This is a genomic window from Methylocystis sp. WRRC1 (assembly GCF_020733155.1).
Lineage (GTDB): Bacteria > Pseudomonadota > Alphaproteobacteria > Rhizobiales > Beijerinckiaceae > Methylocystis.
Genome location: NZ_JAJFZJ010000001.1, coordinates 767,441 through 783,494, shown reverse-complemented (window position 1 = coordinate 783,494; position 16,054 = coordinate 767,441). Strand labels below are relative to the sequence as shown.

14 protein-coding genes are annotated in these 16,054 nt (G+C 57.5%); all 14 read left to right on the top strand.

Going from position 1 to position 16,054, the window contains the following annotated elements:
• The first annotated feature begins 114 nt into the window (after positions 1-114).
• The 14 genes from asnB to LG047_RS03845 all read left to right on the top strand — a co-directional run bounded on the left by asnB (position 115) and on the right by LG047_RS03845 (position 16,052).
• On the top strand, positions 115-1,962 hold the full coding sequence (gene asnB, locus LG047_RS03910) for an asparagine synthase (glutamine-hydrolyzing) (RefSeq protein WP_227965563.1): 1,848 nt from the start codon (positions 115-117) through the stop codon (positions 1,960-1,962).
• Positions 1,947-3,035 carry a glycosyltransferase family 4 protein gene (locus LG047_RS03905; RefSeq protein ID WP_227965561.1) on the top strand — a complete coding sequence of 363 codons (1,089 nt, stop codon included), beginning with the start codon at positions 1,947-1,949 and terminating at the stop codon, positions 3,033-3,035. The genes asnB and LG047_RS03905 overlap by 16 nt, the downstream gene beginning before the upstream one ends.
• On the top strand, positions 3,004-3,876 hold the full coding sequence (locus LG047_RS03900; protein ID WP_227965559.1) for an ABC transporter permease: 873 nt from the start codon (positions 3,004-3,006) through the stop codon (positions 3,874-3,876). Before LG047_RS03905 ends, LG047_RS03900 begins: the two co-directional genes overlap by 32 nt.
• A gap of 3 nt (positions 3,877-3,879) precedes the next feature.
• Positions 3,880-5,136, top strand: a complete 1,257-nt coding sequence (locus LG047_RS03895; RefSeq protein WP_227965556.1) for an ABC transporter ATP-binding protein — start codon at positions 3,880-3,882, stop codon at positions 5,134-5,136.
• A 3-nt stretch (positions 5,137-5,139) separates the two neighbouring features.
• On the top strand, positions 5,140-6,138 hold the full coding sequence (locus tag LG047_RS03890; RefSeq protein WP_227965549.1) for a hypothetical protein: 999 nt from the start codon (positions 5,140-5,142) through the stop codon (positions 6,136-6,138).
• A 178-nt stretch (positions 6,139-6,316) separates the two neighbouring features.
• On the top strand, positions 6,317-7,288 hold the full coding sequence (locus tag LG047_RS03885) for a glycosyltransferase family 4 protein (RefSeq protein ID WP_227965541.1): 972 nt from the start codon (positions 6,317-6,319) through the stop codon (positions 7,286-7,288).
• Between the two features lie 164 nt (positions 7,289-7,452).
• The gene (locus tag LG047_RS03880) at positions 7,453-8,436 is read left to right on the top strand and encodes a glycosyltransferase family 1 protein (RefSeq protein ID WP_227965539.1); all 984 of its coding nucleotides are present in this window, start codon (positions 7,453-7,455) and stop codon (positions 8,434-8,436) included.
• Between the two features lie 86 nt (positions 8,437-8,522).
• Positions 8,523-9,554 carry a glycosyltransferase gene (locus LG047_RS03875; RefSeq protein WP_227965538.1) on the top strand — a complete coding sequence of 344 codons (1,032 nt, stop codon included), beginning with the start codon at positions 8,523-8,525 and terminating at the stop codon, positions 9,552-9,554.
• A 279-nt stretch (positions 9,555-9,833) separates the two neighbouring features.
• Entirely contained in the window at positions 9,834-10,901 is a 1,068-nt protein-coding gene (locus tag LG047_RS03870; protein WP_370634985.1) for a glycosyltransferase, read from the top strand.
• Entirely contained in the window at positions 10,886-11,935 is a 1,050-nt protein-coding gene (locus LG047_RS03865) for a glycosyltransferase family 4 protein (protein ID WP_227965536.1), read from the top strand. The genes LG047_RS03870 and LG047_RS03865 overlap by 16 nt, the downstream gene beginning before the upstream one ends.
• The gene (locus LG047_RS03860) at positions 11,932-12,666 is read left to right on the top strand and encodes an FkbM family methyltransferase (RefSeq protein WP_227965535.1); all 735 of its coding nucleotides are present in this window, start codon (positions 11,932-11,934) and stop codon (positions 12,664-12,666) included. Before LG047_RS03865 ends, LG047_RS03860 begins: the two co-directional genes overlap by 4 nt.
• Positions 12,667-12,669: 3 nt before the next feature.
• On the top strand, positions 12,670-13,989 hold the full coding sequence (locus LG047_RS03855; protein WP_227965534.1) for a glycosyltransferase: 1,320 nt from the start codon (positions 12,670-12,672) through the stop codon (positions 13,987-13,989).
• A gap of 288 nt (positions 13,990-14,277) precedes the next feature.
• Positions 14,278-15,168 carry a glycosyltransferase family 4 protein gene (locus LG047_RS03850; protein WP_227965532.1) on the top strand — a complete coding sequence of 297 codons (891 nt, stop codon included), beginning with the start codon at positions 14,278-14,280 and terminating at the stop codon, positions 15,166-15,168.
• Positions 15,169-15,209: 41 nt separating this feature from the next.
• Positions 15,210-16,052: an FkbM family methyltransferase gene (locus LG047_RS03845; protein WP_227965530.1), complete on the top strand. Its 843-nt coding sequence runs from the start codon at positions 15,210-15,212 to the stop codon at positions 16,050-16,052.
• The last annotated feature ends 2 nt before the right edge of the window (positions 16,053-16,054 follow it).

The window sequence follows — 16,054 nt, the reverse complement described above, 5'->3', positions numbered from 1 at the left end:
TAAGATTGGACCAAGCGGCCAGCTAATACGGGGCTTCCAGTCGAAAGTCCATGTGGCGGCGAAGTCATGAGTATGGGTTGTTGTTGTTTCAAAATTCATGCGGGATCATTGTGTATGTGCGGCGTCAACGGCATTTTCGCTTATCATTACGCAGCTAATCCGATCGATGCAGACGAACTGCTCCGCACGCGCGACCACATGATTGCGCGCGGACCGGATGCAGAAGGTTGCTGGACTTCCGACGACTTGCGCGTCGGGTTTGGGCATCGGCGCCTTTCGATCATCGATCTCTCAGCGGCCGGGCTCCAGCCGATGACGAGCGCCGATGGAAGATACGTCGTTACCTTCAACGGCGAGATATACAATTATCGGCAACTTCGCCAATGCCTGCAGGACAGGGGATGTGTTTTCCGCAGTCAATCCGACACCGAGGTTCTTCTTCACCTTTTCGCGCTCGAGGGCGAGGAAATGGTTCGTAATCTGCGCGGCATGTTCGCTTTCGCAATCTGGGACGCAACCGAGCGTAAACTGTTTTTGGCGCGTGACCCTTATGGCATCAAGCCGCTCTATTACAGCGACGACGGCTGGACGTTCCGCTTCGCGAGTCAAGTCAAGGCGCTGCTGGCTGGCGGCGCCATCCCAAACGACCCCGATCCGGCTGGCGAGGTCGGGTTTTATCTGTTCGGCCACATTCCGGAGCCGTTCTCGACTCATCGGGCGATTTCGTCTCTTCCGGCGGGCTCGACCCTTGTCGTTGACCGCACCGGCGCCCACGCGCCCTCGCGCTATCATTCGATTGCGCAAGTCTACTGCGACGCAGAAGCGGGTGGCGCGTCCGTCATGGACGCGAAAGCGGCGACTGAAGAGTTTCGCGCAGCGTTGCTCGACACTGTTCGCCACCATCTCGTCGCCGACGTGCCGGTCGGAGTTTTTCTGTCTGCAGGCGTCGACTCGGCGTCGCTGATTGGACTCATGCGGGACGTCGGTCAGGAGGACATTCAAGCCATCACGCTGGCCTTCGATGAGTTTGTCGGGTCCACGACCGACGAAGCGCCGCTTGCGGCCGAAGTTGCGCGAACATATGGAGCGCAACACATCGTGCGACGTGTTTCCAAAAAGGAGTTCGAAAGCGACCTACCAAAGATTCTTGCGGCCATGGATCTGCCGACAATCGACGGTGTCAACACTTGGTTCGTAGCCAAGGCCGCGCGCGAATGCGGGCTGAAAGTCGCTGTCTCGGGCCTCGGCGGCGACGAGCTTTTTGGCGGCTATCCTTCCTTCACCAATATTCCCCGGTGGGTGAGGCTGTTGCGCGCTCCCTCGCAGGTGCCGTTCCTCGGCCGCGCGGCGCGTAGCGTCGGAAGACCGTTGGCCCGCGTGCTTGGCGCCAATCCGAAACTTGCAGGAATGCTCGAATACGGAGGCGATTATGCGGGCGCCTATCTATTGAAGCGCGCTCTATATATGCCATGGGAGTTGAGCGAGGTGATACCGCACGAAACGGTTTCGGCGGGACTACAGCGTCTCTTGCCGCTCCGATTGATCGAACGCGAACTCGCGCCACGGCCGTCGACCCCCGCCGCGCGCGTATCGACGCTCGAGTCCACACTATACATGCGAAGCCGCCTGTTGCGGGATAGCGACTGGGCGAGCATGTCGCATTCGGTCGAAATTCGCACGCCGCTCGTCGACTCCGTTCTGCTGAGGCGAACGGCTGAGATCGCCGCCGCGTCGGGTCACGCGCCGGACAAGAGCATGCTCGCCAACGCGCCTTCGCGGCCTTTGCCTGTCGCCGTGCGGAAACGCCCAAAGACGGGATTTATGACGCCGATCGAACAGTGGCAGGGTCGGGAGGCGCGCTCGACACGGAGCGATGCGCCGGTCTCAGACCGGGCGTTCCGGCCTTGGGCGCGGGCTTGGGCAGAGGTCGTAACCAGAAAGACGCAATGGCGCGCGGCCTGAGTGTTCTCGCTCTGGTAACCGACGCTTTCGGCGGCTATGGCGGCATCGCCCAATATAATCGCGATTTCTTTCAGTCCCTTTCGGACTCGGACCTCGTCGAACGTATCGAGGTCCTGCCGCGCATTGCCGGCGAAGCATTTGGGAGACCACCGCTGAAGGTCCGGCAATGCAAGCCGCGCATCGGGCGGTTCAGCTATGCATTGAACGCGATTGCCACGGCGCGAAGCCGAGGCCCGTTCGATCTCGTCTTTTGCGGGCACATCTACCATGCCCCGCTCAGCGCAGCGATCCAGAAGATGTTCGGGGGACGGCTCTGGATACAGACACATGGCGTCGACGCTTGGACGCCTCCAGGTTTACTTGCATGCGCCGCCGTCCGGCATGCCGATGTGATCGCCACCGTCAGCCGTTATACACGCCGGAAATTGCTCGAATGGGCGGAAGTCTGCCCGGAGCGCGTCCGCGTGCTGCCAAACACCGTCCGGCCGATCTTCTCCCCAGGGCCGCGCAGCGAGGAAACGCTCGCCAAGTTTGGCCTGTCCAACCGGAAGGTCATTCTCACCGTGGCGCGCTTGAGCCGCGCCGACATTTACAAGGGTCACAGCCGGGTAATCGAGGCGATGGCGCGAGTTCGGCTGGCCGAGCCGAAAGCGGTTTACGTTATTGTCGGCGACGGTGACGGGCGTGCGGACATCGAAGCGCTAGCGGCGCGGCTCGAACTCAGGGACGCTGTGCGCTTGGTTGGAAAGGTCGACGACGTCGATCTGCTGTCACTCTATCGCTCGGCTGACGCATTCATCATGCCGAGTACGAAAGAGGGCTTCGGCATCGTTTTCGTCGAGGCGGCGGCGGCGGGACTGCCGGTGATCGCTGGAAATCGCGACGGCAGCGTAGATGCGCTCGCGGATGGTGCGATCGGTCGCCTCATCGATCCGATGTCAATTGACGAGATCGGGGGGGCGCTACTTGATGTTCTGCACGGGCGAGCGCCCATCGATCCTCACGCTGCACAACGTTTCTCCTACCCAAATTTTGCAAGCCATGTCGACGCTCTCCTCCGAACTCTCGCCTGACCGCCGACCGTCCGTCGGCGAACGCCTGACAATTCTCGAGCCGGGCCGCGCAGAGCGTAACTATTGGTCGGACCTCTGGCATTATCGGGAACTCTTCGCCATTCTCGCTTGGCGGGACGTGGCGGTCCGCTACAAGCAAACCGTGATCGGCCTGGCTTGGGCGCTGATCCGGCCGTTCCTCACGATGATCGTGTTCACCGTTATCTTCGGGCGGCTGGCCGCCCTGCCGAGCGATGGCTCGGCGCCTTATGCCATCATGGTCTTCGCCGGCATGCTGCCATGGTTTCTGTTTTCCAGCATTCTGTCCGACGCGTCCAGCAGCCTCATCGGCAATGCGAACCTCATCTCGAAGGTCTATTTTCCACGCCTCGTGATCCCATGCGCCGCCGCCATGGTCGCCGTGGCCGATTTTCTCGTCAATCTCGCCATGCTCATGGTGCTGATGCTCTGGTACGGGTTTTTTCCGGGATGGAGAATCCTGTTTCTTCCCGGTTTCGTTCTACTGGCTGTCGCGGCCAGTCTCGGACCGGCGCTGTGGGTCACCGCACTCAACGTCAAATACCGTGATTTCCGTTACGTTATTCCCTTCATTGTCCAATTCGGGCTCTATGTCTCGCCCGTGGGTTTTTCCAGCGCCGTGGTTCCGGAGGCGTGGCGTTTTCTCTATAGCCTCAATCCCGTCGTCGGCGTCATCGACGGCTTTCGCTGGTGTCTGCTCGGCGGAGAAAGCCGGCTGCACGTTCCGGGCTTTCTGGCGAGCCTTTGCGTCGTCACATTTTTCCTGTGGCGCGGCGTGCGCTACTTTCGCGCGACCGAGCGCAACTTCGCCGACATGGTGTAATCCGTGAACGACGTCGTCATCCGCGCCGAGGGGCTCGGTAAGAAATATCTGATCGGCCATCAGTCCAGCGAGCGCTATACCGCGTTGCGCGACGTGATCTCGCGCAATGTGAAAGGCCTCGTGCGCTCCGCGCGGGACATGATGGGCGGCCGCCAGCTGGTGCAGGGCGACGAGGTCGAAGAATTCTGGGCGCTGAAGGACGTGAACTTCGAAATACGCCGCGGCGACGTCGTCGGCGTGATCGGCCGCAACGGGGCCGGCAAGTCGACGCTGCTGAAAATCCTGTCGCGGATCACGGAGCCGAGCGCCGGCCGGGTCGAGATCAAAGGCCGCGTCGCCAGCCTCCTGGAGGTCGGCACGGGCTTTCACCCGGAGCTGACCGGGCGCGAGAATATTTTTCTCAACGGCGCGGTCCTCGGCATGACCCGCGCCGAAATCAAACGCAAATTCGACGAGATCGTCGCCTTCGCCCAGGTGGAAAAATTCCTCGACACACCGGTCAAACATTATTCCTCCGGCATGTATGTGCGGCTTGCCTTCGCCGTTGCGGCGCATCTCGAGCCGGAAATTCTGGTGGTCGACGAGGTGCTGGCGGTCGGGGATGCGGAGTTTCAGAAGAAGTGCCTGGGGAAGATGAGCGAGGTAGCGGGGCAAGGGCGAACGGTGCTTTTCGTCAGTCACAATATGGGGGCGATAAGGGCGCTGTGCCCACGAGCGATTTTACTGCACCGAGGAGCCTTTGAACTCATTGACGAATGTTCGAACGTAATCGAGCGCTACTCAATGATCTCTAAGGCGCGGACCATGGGTGCGTCGTCGGCCAAGAGAGCCGTCATTAATTGTTGCATTGATGCTGCAAATTCCAATAATGAGCAACTGATTTTGAATATTGAAGGAAATATGCTGGTCGAAGGGTCGTATGAAATGCGCGTATTTATCAATAGCGTGCATGGAGAAAGAATAGGTATCGTGTCGGTAGGGGGATTTGGCTCGTCAGGGGTCAATATCAATAGCCCCAAATGTAAAATTTGGGTCGATGTGACCTTTTTGGCCAAGGGAATTTATATGTTGGAGCCGGAGGCGATCCGGATTGCTGACGGGAAGATCTTCAAGTCGAATACAATAATCGATTATATTCATAGCCCGTCTCCCTTGAACGGAGAGACCGTCAGCCTCGATTCTAATTGGGGTATTGGCTACGCTAGGTTTCCAGCAGGTTTGCACAAAAATATATCGCCTTATCTTTCAGCTATTGTGTAGATTATGTCCTACAAAAAGTCAGTTTTTACAATCGCGACAGGACTTCCCGCCTTCCGAGAGATGGCGATTAATTTAGCGCTATCTTTTGAGTATTTCAACGGCGACAATGATATACCTTTTTATATAATCACTGATTACCCGTTGATTATAAATAACGCTCTCAAAAAAACTTACGTCGTAAATATATCTGGTTTCTCGTTGCCTCGTGGTTTCAGCATCAAATTACTCATTGACAATTTTGCTCCATCTGACAAGTCGATTTTTGTTGATGCGGATTGTTTGTTTACTGGCCCTGCGGACCCGCTGTTCGAAGCGTTCGACGGCCTTCCAGTCGGGATATTCGGCGTGACCATGACCTCTGGCGAGCGCTTTGGTGACGTAGAGTCCTATTTGAGGGTGCTTTCAATTGAGTTTATGCCAAACTTCAATGGTGGTATCTATTACGTGGACAAGAACGCAGGAGCAAAAAAGATATTTGACGAAGCACGGAAGCTCGAACCGCTTTATGACCAGGTTGGCTTTGTGAGGCTTCGCGGGCAACCGAACGACGAGATGCTGATCGGGGCCGCGTTGGCAAAACAACAAATAAATCCAGTTGAAAACACTGGGCGATATTATGCTGATTTTCAGTGGTGGCCGCAGGTCATAAAATTGGATATTTTGAAAGGAATATGTCACATGATGAATCCTCCCTATCCAGATAGTCGTCATCAAGATTATTTTCCGGCTTCTGATGCGACGCCTATAGTTGTTCACTTTCTTGGACATCATGTTGAGGGGCTCCTATATAAAAGATCCTCCGTCGCGTTACGACTTTGGTTTGCTCGTATTCCGGCTCCTTCGTTGTTCGCGGTAATTTTAACTAGTCATCTGTGTGCTTTTGAGCTTTTCAAGAACATGTTTCGAGGCATCTACCACGCCATATTCGGGGCTAGGCCGATTCAAAAAACAAAAAATAGATTCATTCTAGACAACACAAATAGTAGCCAACCAAAAAATTGAAAATTTTTTACAATTTTCTAGTTGGACAGCTCTACTGAATATCAACTACATGAAAATCCTCGTAATTGAGCCGCATCCAGAATTCGGCGGAGGAATGGAAGGCTTTACGCTGCGCATGAGCGGTGAGCTGTCCAAGAGGGGGCACGAGGTTTTTCTCGCCTAAGCCAAAGACGGGGCGATGATCCCGGCCTATGCAGCTTTCATCTCAGGACGCACGCGCCTCGACCTGCCCGGATTTCCGCTGCGCCAGCCTTTGCGAGCGGCGGCTCAAATCATGCGTCTTGCCCGACTAATCCGGGAAAACAGGATCGATACGATTTTTTCGTCGCATCTCGGCTTTTTGCGCGTCGCCGCCGTATTGCGGATATTGACCGGAGCGCGGGCGTTTTTCCACCTCGGTCTGCCGGCTGGCGATCTCCGTTGGACGGTGCGTCTTTCCGCGCCATTTCTCGGCGGCGGAATTGCGCCTGCTGCGCACACGAAAGAGACCTGGTTGGCGGCAGGTTGGCCACGGAAGACGCTACATGAAATTCGCAATTACGTGGACACGGAATTTTTTCATCCGGTCGCCGACAAATCAGAGCCGAGGCGTCGGCTGGGCCTGCCGACGGAAAAAAAACTGATCGGCTACATCGGACGGATCGTCCCCGAGAAGGGCGTGCGGACGCTCGTCGAAGCGTTCAACCAGCTCGCGACGACGGTGGCGGACGTGGATCTGATACTGATGGGGCGGGGAGAGCCGGCGTATAGACTTTCGCTGGTTTCCAACGCCGACCTCAGGTCCCGCATCCATATATTGCCGCCTGCCCCGAACACGCAGGAATACTTTGCTGCGCTCGATATCGCCTGCGTTCCTTCGGAATGCGAGGAAACGTTCCCTCTGGCGATGCTCGAAGCCATGTCCAGCGGCCTTCCCGTCGTCTGCAGCGACGTCGGGATGCTGCCGAAGATTGTCGGAGAGGCCAATCGCGATCTGGTTTTTCGCGCCGGCGACGCATTGGAGCTGTCGCACGTTCTCGCGCGTATTTTGTCCGCGCCGAATATGACGGAGCGCGGGATGTCGCTGCGTAAGAGAGCGATTGAATATTACGGTCCCCGTGACGTTGTCGATGCCTATGAACGCCTGATGAAGATCGAACTAGCTGATTGAGCATGAATATGTTTTCAATATGAGAAATTACTGGATCGATTGCCCTGTCGAGCGGCCTGTAACCCGCCTCGGGTCGAAATTGTTTCCGTCCTCTCAAAAAAGAGACGTTGAACCAAGCGTAAATGTCTTGTCGGCCAAAAAGATTTGAAAACCCAGGAAAGAGAATGGCTTCCAGTCGTATTTGCATCTTCTTCCGGGAAACGCCGGCCGATCGCTGGTTGAAAGGCGATCACCGCTGGCGCGCCAAGGTCAGGCGGCTGGTGCGCGGGCCCGATCCAATCGGCGGAATAAAGAGCGTTTATGTCAATCTGTGCAAAGGATTGGATCGGATCGGCGCGGACTATGCGGCCAATATCCCATACAGTGAGATTCGACCCGGGGATCTCGTCGGAGTCATCGGACTGGGCACGGATTGTCTCGATGGCTACGAGGCGAAAAATCCGATCCTCGCGGGCGTGGCGGTCTGCGCCCATTCTCTCGAATGGCCGACATTGTTCGAGGATTATCCCGTCGCCAGTTATGTGGTTCACTGCGACTGGGTGAAGGCGATGTACGAACGCCATTACGGCCCGAGAATCTCGACATGGGCCGTCGGCATCGACACGGATCATTGGGCGCCCGCCTCCACGAGCCGAAAGAGCGTCGATTTCCTCGTTTACGACAAGGTGCGGTGGGATCATGACCGGGTCCATCGTGCGATGGTCGATCCGATATTGGCGCAGCTGCGAAAGCGTGGGCTAACCTATGAAGTGATCCGCTACGGCTCTTACAAGCCGCGCGACTACGCATCAGCGCTCGCACGCTCGAAAGCGATGCTGTTTCTGTGCGAGCATGAAACGCAAGGGCTTGCCTATCAGCAGGCGATGTCCTGCAATGTGCCGATCCTCGCGTGGAATCCCGGCGCGTGGCTCGATCCTTGGCGTTTCCGATACGGGGAGGGTCATGTGCCGGCGACATCGGTTCCATTTTTCGATGAGCGCTGCGGGGTGGAATTTCTCGGTATCCCCGATTTCGAAGCTGCTCTGGAGCGGTTTCTTGAGTGCGCGCGCTCGGGAAAGTTCAGTCCGCGCGATTATGTGATGGAGAACTTGACCTTGGAAAGAAGCGCGCAGAAGTATATCGCGCTGCTAGAAGCCGTTGCCGAATAAATTGCTTTGCAGTTCCTTGTTCAATTACGTTTGTGCGTAGCCTTTGTATCGAAAGCTCATGACTCTTCTGTCAATAGGCCGATAAGATGTCATCGATTGACCGAGGCGAACAACCGCTTGTCGCCGTGTATGTGGTGACATATCGACGAAACGAGTTGCTCCGGCGAGCTTTGCGAAGCGTTATAAATCAGTGTTACCCATATATCGTAGTACGCGTAGTGAACGACGACCCGGAAGACAGCAACGTAGCCGCGATCGTGGATGAGCTGGGCGATTCTCGTGTGCGTATGTTCGAACCCGTTACAAAAAGAGGCGCGACAGCTAATTTCAATTTAGTCTTTGAAGAGACAGAGGCACATTTCGCTTCGTTATTGGAGGATGATAACTGGTGGGATCCGAGTTTTATCCGAACAATGCTTAACATATTGTTAAACAATGCAGATAGACAGATTGTTGTTGGAAATGAGCTGATTTGGCGAGAGGAGCAAGGCGGAGCCTGGACAAATACCAACAAAACAATATGGGATTTTTATGAATTGCGAAAGCTCCATTACGATCTTCCATCCATATGTGGTCACGCGGTTTTCTGTAACAGCTCTTTTATGGTAAGGCTGCCAGCCATCAACTTGAGAACACCTTTTTCTATACCTGTAGATGTGACCGAACACTTTCGTGAGCGATTAATCGACGCGCCTGTTCTTTTATGTGGGCAGCCACTGGTCAATTATGCAGAAACAATTACTACGGCGAGAGGAGGTGGTGAGATTTGGGGACAGTATCAGATAATTTTGATTGGGAGTTGCTTCATTGCTCTGGGTGATACGGCGTGCAAGAGCCAGCTCGCGAGCCAACTCTGGACAATCTGCGAGTCGGCTCTCTCGCCAAGAGCTGTGACGCTTGTGTCAACCGGGATCGCACTGCCGGAGGCTCGTTCATTAATAAGGGAAGCCCCGCTGCTCGCAATCTTACGTTGGATCGTAGCGATGATCCGAAAGCCAGGGCGATTGCTTTCTGTGATGAGCGTTCGGGCAAAGATGAGTGACAGCCTCAGTTTCCTAGTGGCGGCTCCTTTGACGCAGGCATTAGCCGCAAAGTACAAAAAGCATCACACAATTTGAGACTGAAACCGGAACTGAAAATTCCGTGATCTGTGGGTGGAGTGATAAATCAGTGTCTCGACTGTGGTGAATTGTAGGATCTGCCTCATCACCCCCGGGCATCTCTCGACCAATCCCCGGCTTGTCAAGGAGGCGGATGCTCTTGCCGCCGCAGGATACGCGGTCCAAACCATCGCTGCAGACTATCTGCGCTGGGCCCGGACGGCGGATGAAGAATTCGTTTTACGCCCTTGGTCCGTCGTAGAAAAGGTTCGGTTCGGCCCTTTAGGACCTAGGAGCTTGTGGCTGAAGCAAGGGCTTCGCCTCCGGCTGGCGCGGCAGGCGGTAAGAGCCGGCTTCACGAATGACGCGCTGTTGACCGCCGCATGGCATCCAGCCGCCTGTGAGTTAGCCGCAGCGGCCGCAAAAGTCGAAGCCGACCTTTACATCGCCCATTACCCCGCCGCGCTTCCGGCCGCCGCCGCCGCCGCTCGTCTTCACGGAGCGCGCTACGCCTTCGACGCGGAAGACTTTCATCCCGGCGACCCCCCGGAGGGCCCTGCGCATGAGTTAACGCGCCGGCTGACCCGAGCGATTGAAGGACGTTATCTTCCCGGCGCCGCCTATGTGACGGCCGCTTCCCCGGACATCGCCGACGCCTACGCCAGAGAGTACGCGATCGCGACGCCGAAAACGATCTTGAACGTCTTTCCCCTCGGCGACGCGCCGGCCGCAGCGTCCGCCGCAGGAACAGCCGCGCCGGGGCCGTCGGTGTACTGGTTTTCTCAGACCATCGGCCCTGACCGCGGTCTCGAATGCGCCCTTCAGGCCATCGCCAGATCCCGCAGCCGACCGCATTTTTATGTCCGCGGCCAGTTTGCGGCGGGATATCGGGAGCGTCTGACGGGCCTCGCTAAGTCGCTCGGCTGCGCGGACCGGCTGCACGTCCTCGCGCCCGAAGCACCGTCGCAAATGGTCCGGCTCGCGGCGCAAAACGATGTGGGGCTCGCGTCCGAGATTGGACATACGCCGAACCGCAAGATCGCGCTCACCAACAAGCTGTTCACCTATCTTCTGGCGGGTCTGCCCGTCATGATCTCCGACACGCCGGCGCAGGCGCGTTTCGCCGCCGAAGCGCCGTCGTGTCTGCGGCTTTATCCTTGCGACGAACCGCAATCGCTGGCGCGCGAACTCGACATGCTGCTTCTCGACCCCGCCGCGCTCGCGGCCGCGCGGGCGGCGGCGTTCGAGCTCGGCCGCACGCGCTACAACTGGGAAACGGAATCCCTCAAACTTATCGAACTTGTTGGCGAGGCGCTGTCCCGCGACGGTCGGAACACAGTGGAGGCTGTTTGCGCATCGCCCTGACCGCCGATCCCGAACTTCCTGTCCCGCCGCTGCATTACGGCGGCATCGAGCGCATTGTCGACATGCTGGCGCGTGGGCTCGCAGCGCGCGGCCATGAGGTGACGCTGTTCGCCCATCCCGAATCGCGCTCGGTGGGCAGGCTGGTTCCATGGCCGGGGAAAAGCAGCCGGTCGAAAATCGATACGATCCGCAATGCGGCGACGCTTGCACGCGAAGCAGCGCGGGGAGAATTCGACGTCGTTCATTCCTTCTCACGCATCGCCTATCTTCTGCCGATCCTGCCGCTGCGAATTCCCAAGCTGATGACCTATCAGCGCGAAATCAGCCGCAGCTCGATTCGGCTCGGATCCCGGCTTTCGCGCGGAACGCTGGAATTTTCCGCGATCAGCAAATTCATGATGTCGCATGTCGCCGATGTCGGCCGCTGGCATCTCGTTTACAACGGCGTGCCGCTGGAAACCTATTCCTTCGTCCCCTCACAAGACGACGATGCGCCGCTGGTGTTTCTTGGCCGCATGGAGGAGATCAAGGGGCCGCATGTTGCGATTGATGTTGCGCGCCGCGCTGGCGTCCGTCTGATCCTCGCCGGCAATGTGCCCGAGGCGCATCGCCGCTGGTTCGAGCGCAATGTCGCGCCGCATGTCGACGGCGACCGGGTGCGTTACGTAGGTCCCGTGGACGACGCGCAGAAAAATGCGCTGCTGGGCGCGGCGAAGGCGTTTTTGATGCCGATCTTATGGGAGGAGCCCTTTGGCATCGTCATGGCCGAAGCAATGGCCTGCGGGACGCCGGTGATCGGCTTTCGGCGTGGTTCGGTTCCCGAGGTCGTCGAGCATGGGGTGACAGGTTTCGTGGTCGATACGGCGGAGGAGATGGCGGCGGCCGTCGGACGCATCGACGAGATCCGGCGGGACGCGGCGCGGGCGCGGGTAGAGAAAATGTTTTCCGACGACGCGGTGGTAGAGGCTTACGTGTCTTTATATGGAAGGATGATTGAACGGTGTGAAGGCCATTTCAGAGAGGCTGTAATATGAAGGAGTTGATAAAAGCGATCCTCAAACGCACTCCGTATCGGATCGTCAGGCGCGGCGACCTGAACAGGTTCGACGCTATCGAAGAGATGATGCTTGCGATGCGTCGTCGTGGATTCAGCCCTAGCAGGATCATCGACGGAGGCGCTAACATAGGCGCTTTTGCTAAAAAGGCCGCAAACATATATTCGTCGGCCTTTGTCGACATGATCGAGCCTCAGCCCGAATGTCTTGACCAGCTGCATAATTTGAGCGCCGCACGGGGATTTAGTTTCCATCCGGTCGCTCTTGTCGGGCCGTCGTATTCGAAGGGCACAATTTCTTTGAATATCTCTCCTGGTGAGGTTACCACGGGCGCGCACATCAGCATCGCCCAAAATGCGAATTCAGTTGATGTGCGAGCCGCTACGCTCGATTCAATTTTTGCCAACGTCTCGCTCGACAACGAACGGATCTTTCTTAAACTGGATTTGCAGGGCTACGAGCTTGAGGCGCTTGCGGGAGGGGAAAAAACTTTGGAGCGAACGGAGGTTATTCTCACCGAGGTTTCATTTTTCGCTCAAGCCTACGAGCCTCCGATTGTGCAAATCATGGATTTCCTCGATGCGCGGCATTTTGAACTGTATGATGTAGCCGCGCTCGGCGCACGCGCGAGGGATGGTCGAGCAAGACAGGGAGACTTCATTTTTGTACGGCGGGATTCCGCTCTTTCGACAGACAAGAGTTGGAGTTAGGGAATGGGGAGGGTCATTCTTCTCTCCCCCCATTTTCCGCCGTCCTCCCTCGCCGGCGTACATCGGGCGCGGCTTCTAGCCACACATCTGCCCCGGCACGGGTGGCGGCCGATCGTTCTGCGGGTCGACGAGCGTTGGTATACGGAGACAAACGATCCCGCCCTTGCGGCGCTCGTTCCTCCGACGGTCGAACAAATCCGTGTCGGCGCCATTCCTGCGCCTGTCGCCCGCCTCGCCGGGTTCGGGGACATCGGCCTGCGTGGCTATTTTGCGCTACGCACGGCGCTGGGGCAACTTGCGGCGCGGGAAAAACCGGATGTTCTGTTCATCACCGGCGCGCCGTTCTTTCCCATGACGCTCGCTCGCTACGCCAGGGAAAAACTCGACATTCCCGTGGTTCTGGATTTTCAGGACCCATGGGTGTCAGCTGAAGGCGCGAAAAAGCCGCCGCTCTCCAAAGCTGGGCTCGCCCATAGGATGGCGACCGTGCTTGAGCCACGAGTCGTGCACTACGCCGATTTCATCACTTCAGTCTCCGTGCGTCAGAACGACGAAATGGCGGCGCGCTATCCTTGGGTTGACCGCGCGCGCATGGCGGCGATCCCGATCGGCGGCGATCCGGACGATTTTGTCGCGCTGCGAGCCGCCCCCGCACGAACGCCCCTGATCGATCCGTCCTTCATCAATCTGAGTTACGTCGGCACATTCATGCCGCGATCGGAGCCGACCATGCGGGTCCTCCTCGCGGCGTTCGCCCGCGCGAGGATCGATGCCCCGAACGCAATGGCCCGTGTGCGGCTCAATTTCGTCGGCACGAGCAATCAGCCGGGAATCAACGATCTCTTCAGAGTGCGCCCCCTCGCAGAGGCGGCCGGCGTCGCCGACGCCGTGTCGGAAATCCCGGCGCGCGCGCCTTATCTCGATGCGCTGAGCATTCTGGCCCGCTCGGACGGCCTGCTGCTGATCGGATCAGACGAGGCGCATTACACGGGTTCAAAAATCTATCCGGCGCTGATGTCTGAGCGGCCCTATCTGTCGCTGTATCATCGGGCGAGCAGCTCGCATGACATATTGGCGAAAGCGGGGGGCGGCCTATCTTTCGCCTTCGTTGACCGGACCGAACTCGAGGCGCTGGTGCCGGCGCTCGCGAACGCGTTCCTGCGGCTCGTCGTCAACGGGCGCGACTTCGAGGCGGCCGGACGGTCCGCCTATGGGAACTATTGCGCCGATTCGATCGCCGCGAAGTTCGCGGCAATATTCGATCGAGTCGCGAAGATCCCTTCTCATCCAATGATCGCCCGCGAAGCCGAAAGCGCAGCGTAGCTCTTCCCACCGATGCGCCTGGCAATTCTCGCCTCTCACCCAATTCAATATTATGCTCCCCTCTACCGAGAACTCGCAAAACGCGTGGATCTCACGGTTTTCTACGCGCATCGCGCGACGCCGGCGCAGCAGGCCGCAGCGGGATTCGGCGCAGCCTTCGATTGGGATGTCGACCTGCTCGATGGCTATTCGCACAGCTTCCTCCGCAATGTCGCGGTTCAGCCCGGGGCGGATCACTTTTCTGGTTGCGACACGCCCGACATCGGCCCCGCGATGGAGCGGGAGAATGTGGACGCCCTGCTCGTGATGGGCTGGCATCTCAAGACGTTCTGGCAGGGCATCTTTGCCGCGAAGCACCAACGAATCCGGCTTCTCGTGCGCGGCGACAGCCATCTCGGAACGAGGCGACATTGGTCAAAACGGGCGATCAAGCGCTTGCTGTATCCGCCACTTTTGCGGCTGTTCGACGCGGCGCTTTATGTTGGAGAGCGCAACCGCGCCTATTACGAACATTATCGCTATCCGGCACGACGCCTTTTCTTCTCACCGCATTGCGTCGACAACGCGTGGTTTGCGCAGCGAGCGACAGCAGAGGCGCGCGCTGCGCTGCGGGCGCATTTCGGCGTTAGTGACGACGCCTTCGTCGCCCTGTTCGCCGGAAAACTCTTGCCCTTCAAGCGGCCCGGCGATGTCATCGCGGCGGCGGCGTTGTGCCGGGCCGGCGGGCTGCCGATTGAAGTAATGATCGCCGGTTCGGGCGAACTCGAGGAAAGCCTTGTCGCCGAGGCGCGGCGCGCAGGCGTGCCGCTCCATATGCTCGGCTTTTGCAACCAGTCGAAAATGCCGTTGGCCTACGCCGCCTCCGATGTCCTTGTACTTCCATCGAACAGGGAAACCTGGGGCCTCGTCGCCAACGAAGCGTTGGCTTGCAGCCGGCCGGTCATTGTATCGGACGCATGCGGATGCGCGCCGGACTTGGCGGCGTACCGGGGGGTAGGGGCGACATTTCCGGTTGGCGACGTGGAAAAGCTGGCCCGCACTCTTACCGCATTTGTCGACCGACGACGGGACGTCCCCGCTTTGGAGCGGGCGGCACACCAATACAGTCTTGCATCGGCATGCAATGGAATACTGGCTGCGACGGAATATGTGACGAGATACAAAAGGCTACCCATATGATAGGAGAGCAAATTAGTCTTACGGGAGCAAGCCCCTCTGTCGTGCAGCGTTTAGCACATGTTGTAGGTAAGTTCCCCATTCCAAAGATTGAGACCTTATATTGGAAGATTGGATTGCTCGGAAAATCCGAGCCGAAGGAGTTTGATATTTGTTTCGAAGGCCTCCGTTACAGGGGGTCATTAAATCAATATATTGATCGGCACATATATTTCCTTGGTTCTTATGCCCCCGGAGAGCTTTGTTTCTTGAATTCAGCGGCATCCGTTCTGAGAAAGACGAGACGTTTTTTGAATTTTGTTGATGTCGGCGCAAATGTTGGTCAGCATAGTTTATTCATGTCGAAGCGTGTCGATCGCGTCATTGCTTTCGAGCCAAATAACGATGTCGCTGCTCGCTTGGAAATGAATGCTCAGCGGAACGACGTCAGAAATATACTTTTGCTTCACTATGCGCTGGGCGACGTCGACGGCGAGGGTCAACTCGGATCGGGATTCGATGACAACAGCGGCGCAAGATCATTGACGTGGACGCTCGATCCCGCAAAGGATATCAGAGTTGAAGTTCGACGCGGCGACGCGGTCATGGATAATCTTGGCGTCGAGCGCATCGACATCCTGAAGCTTGATGTAGAAGGTTATGAAAAGAAGGTTTTGGAAGGTTTGGCAGAGACGCTTCGCCGAGATCGACCCGTGATACTATTCGAATTGGTCGGTCAATCGATGAAAGGCGGTTTTCATTCGGAACAGGAACTACGCTCTGCGCTTTACCCTAACCACCGTCTGTTTTCGTTGAATGCCAAGGATGGCAGGCTGAGAGACTTCGATTGGTCAATTGAAGAAGCAGTTTGCTTGCCGGATGAGCTCTACGCGTCCTTCAAGCAGTAAAA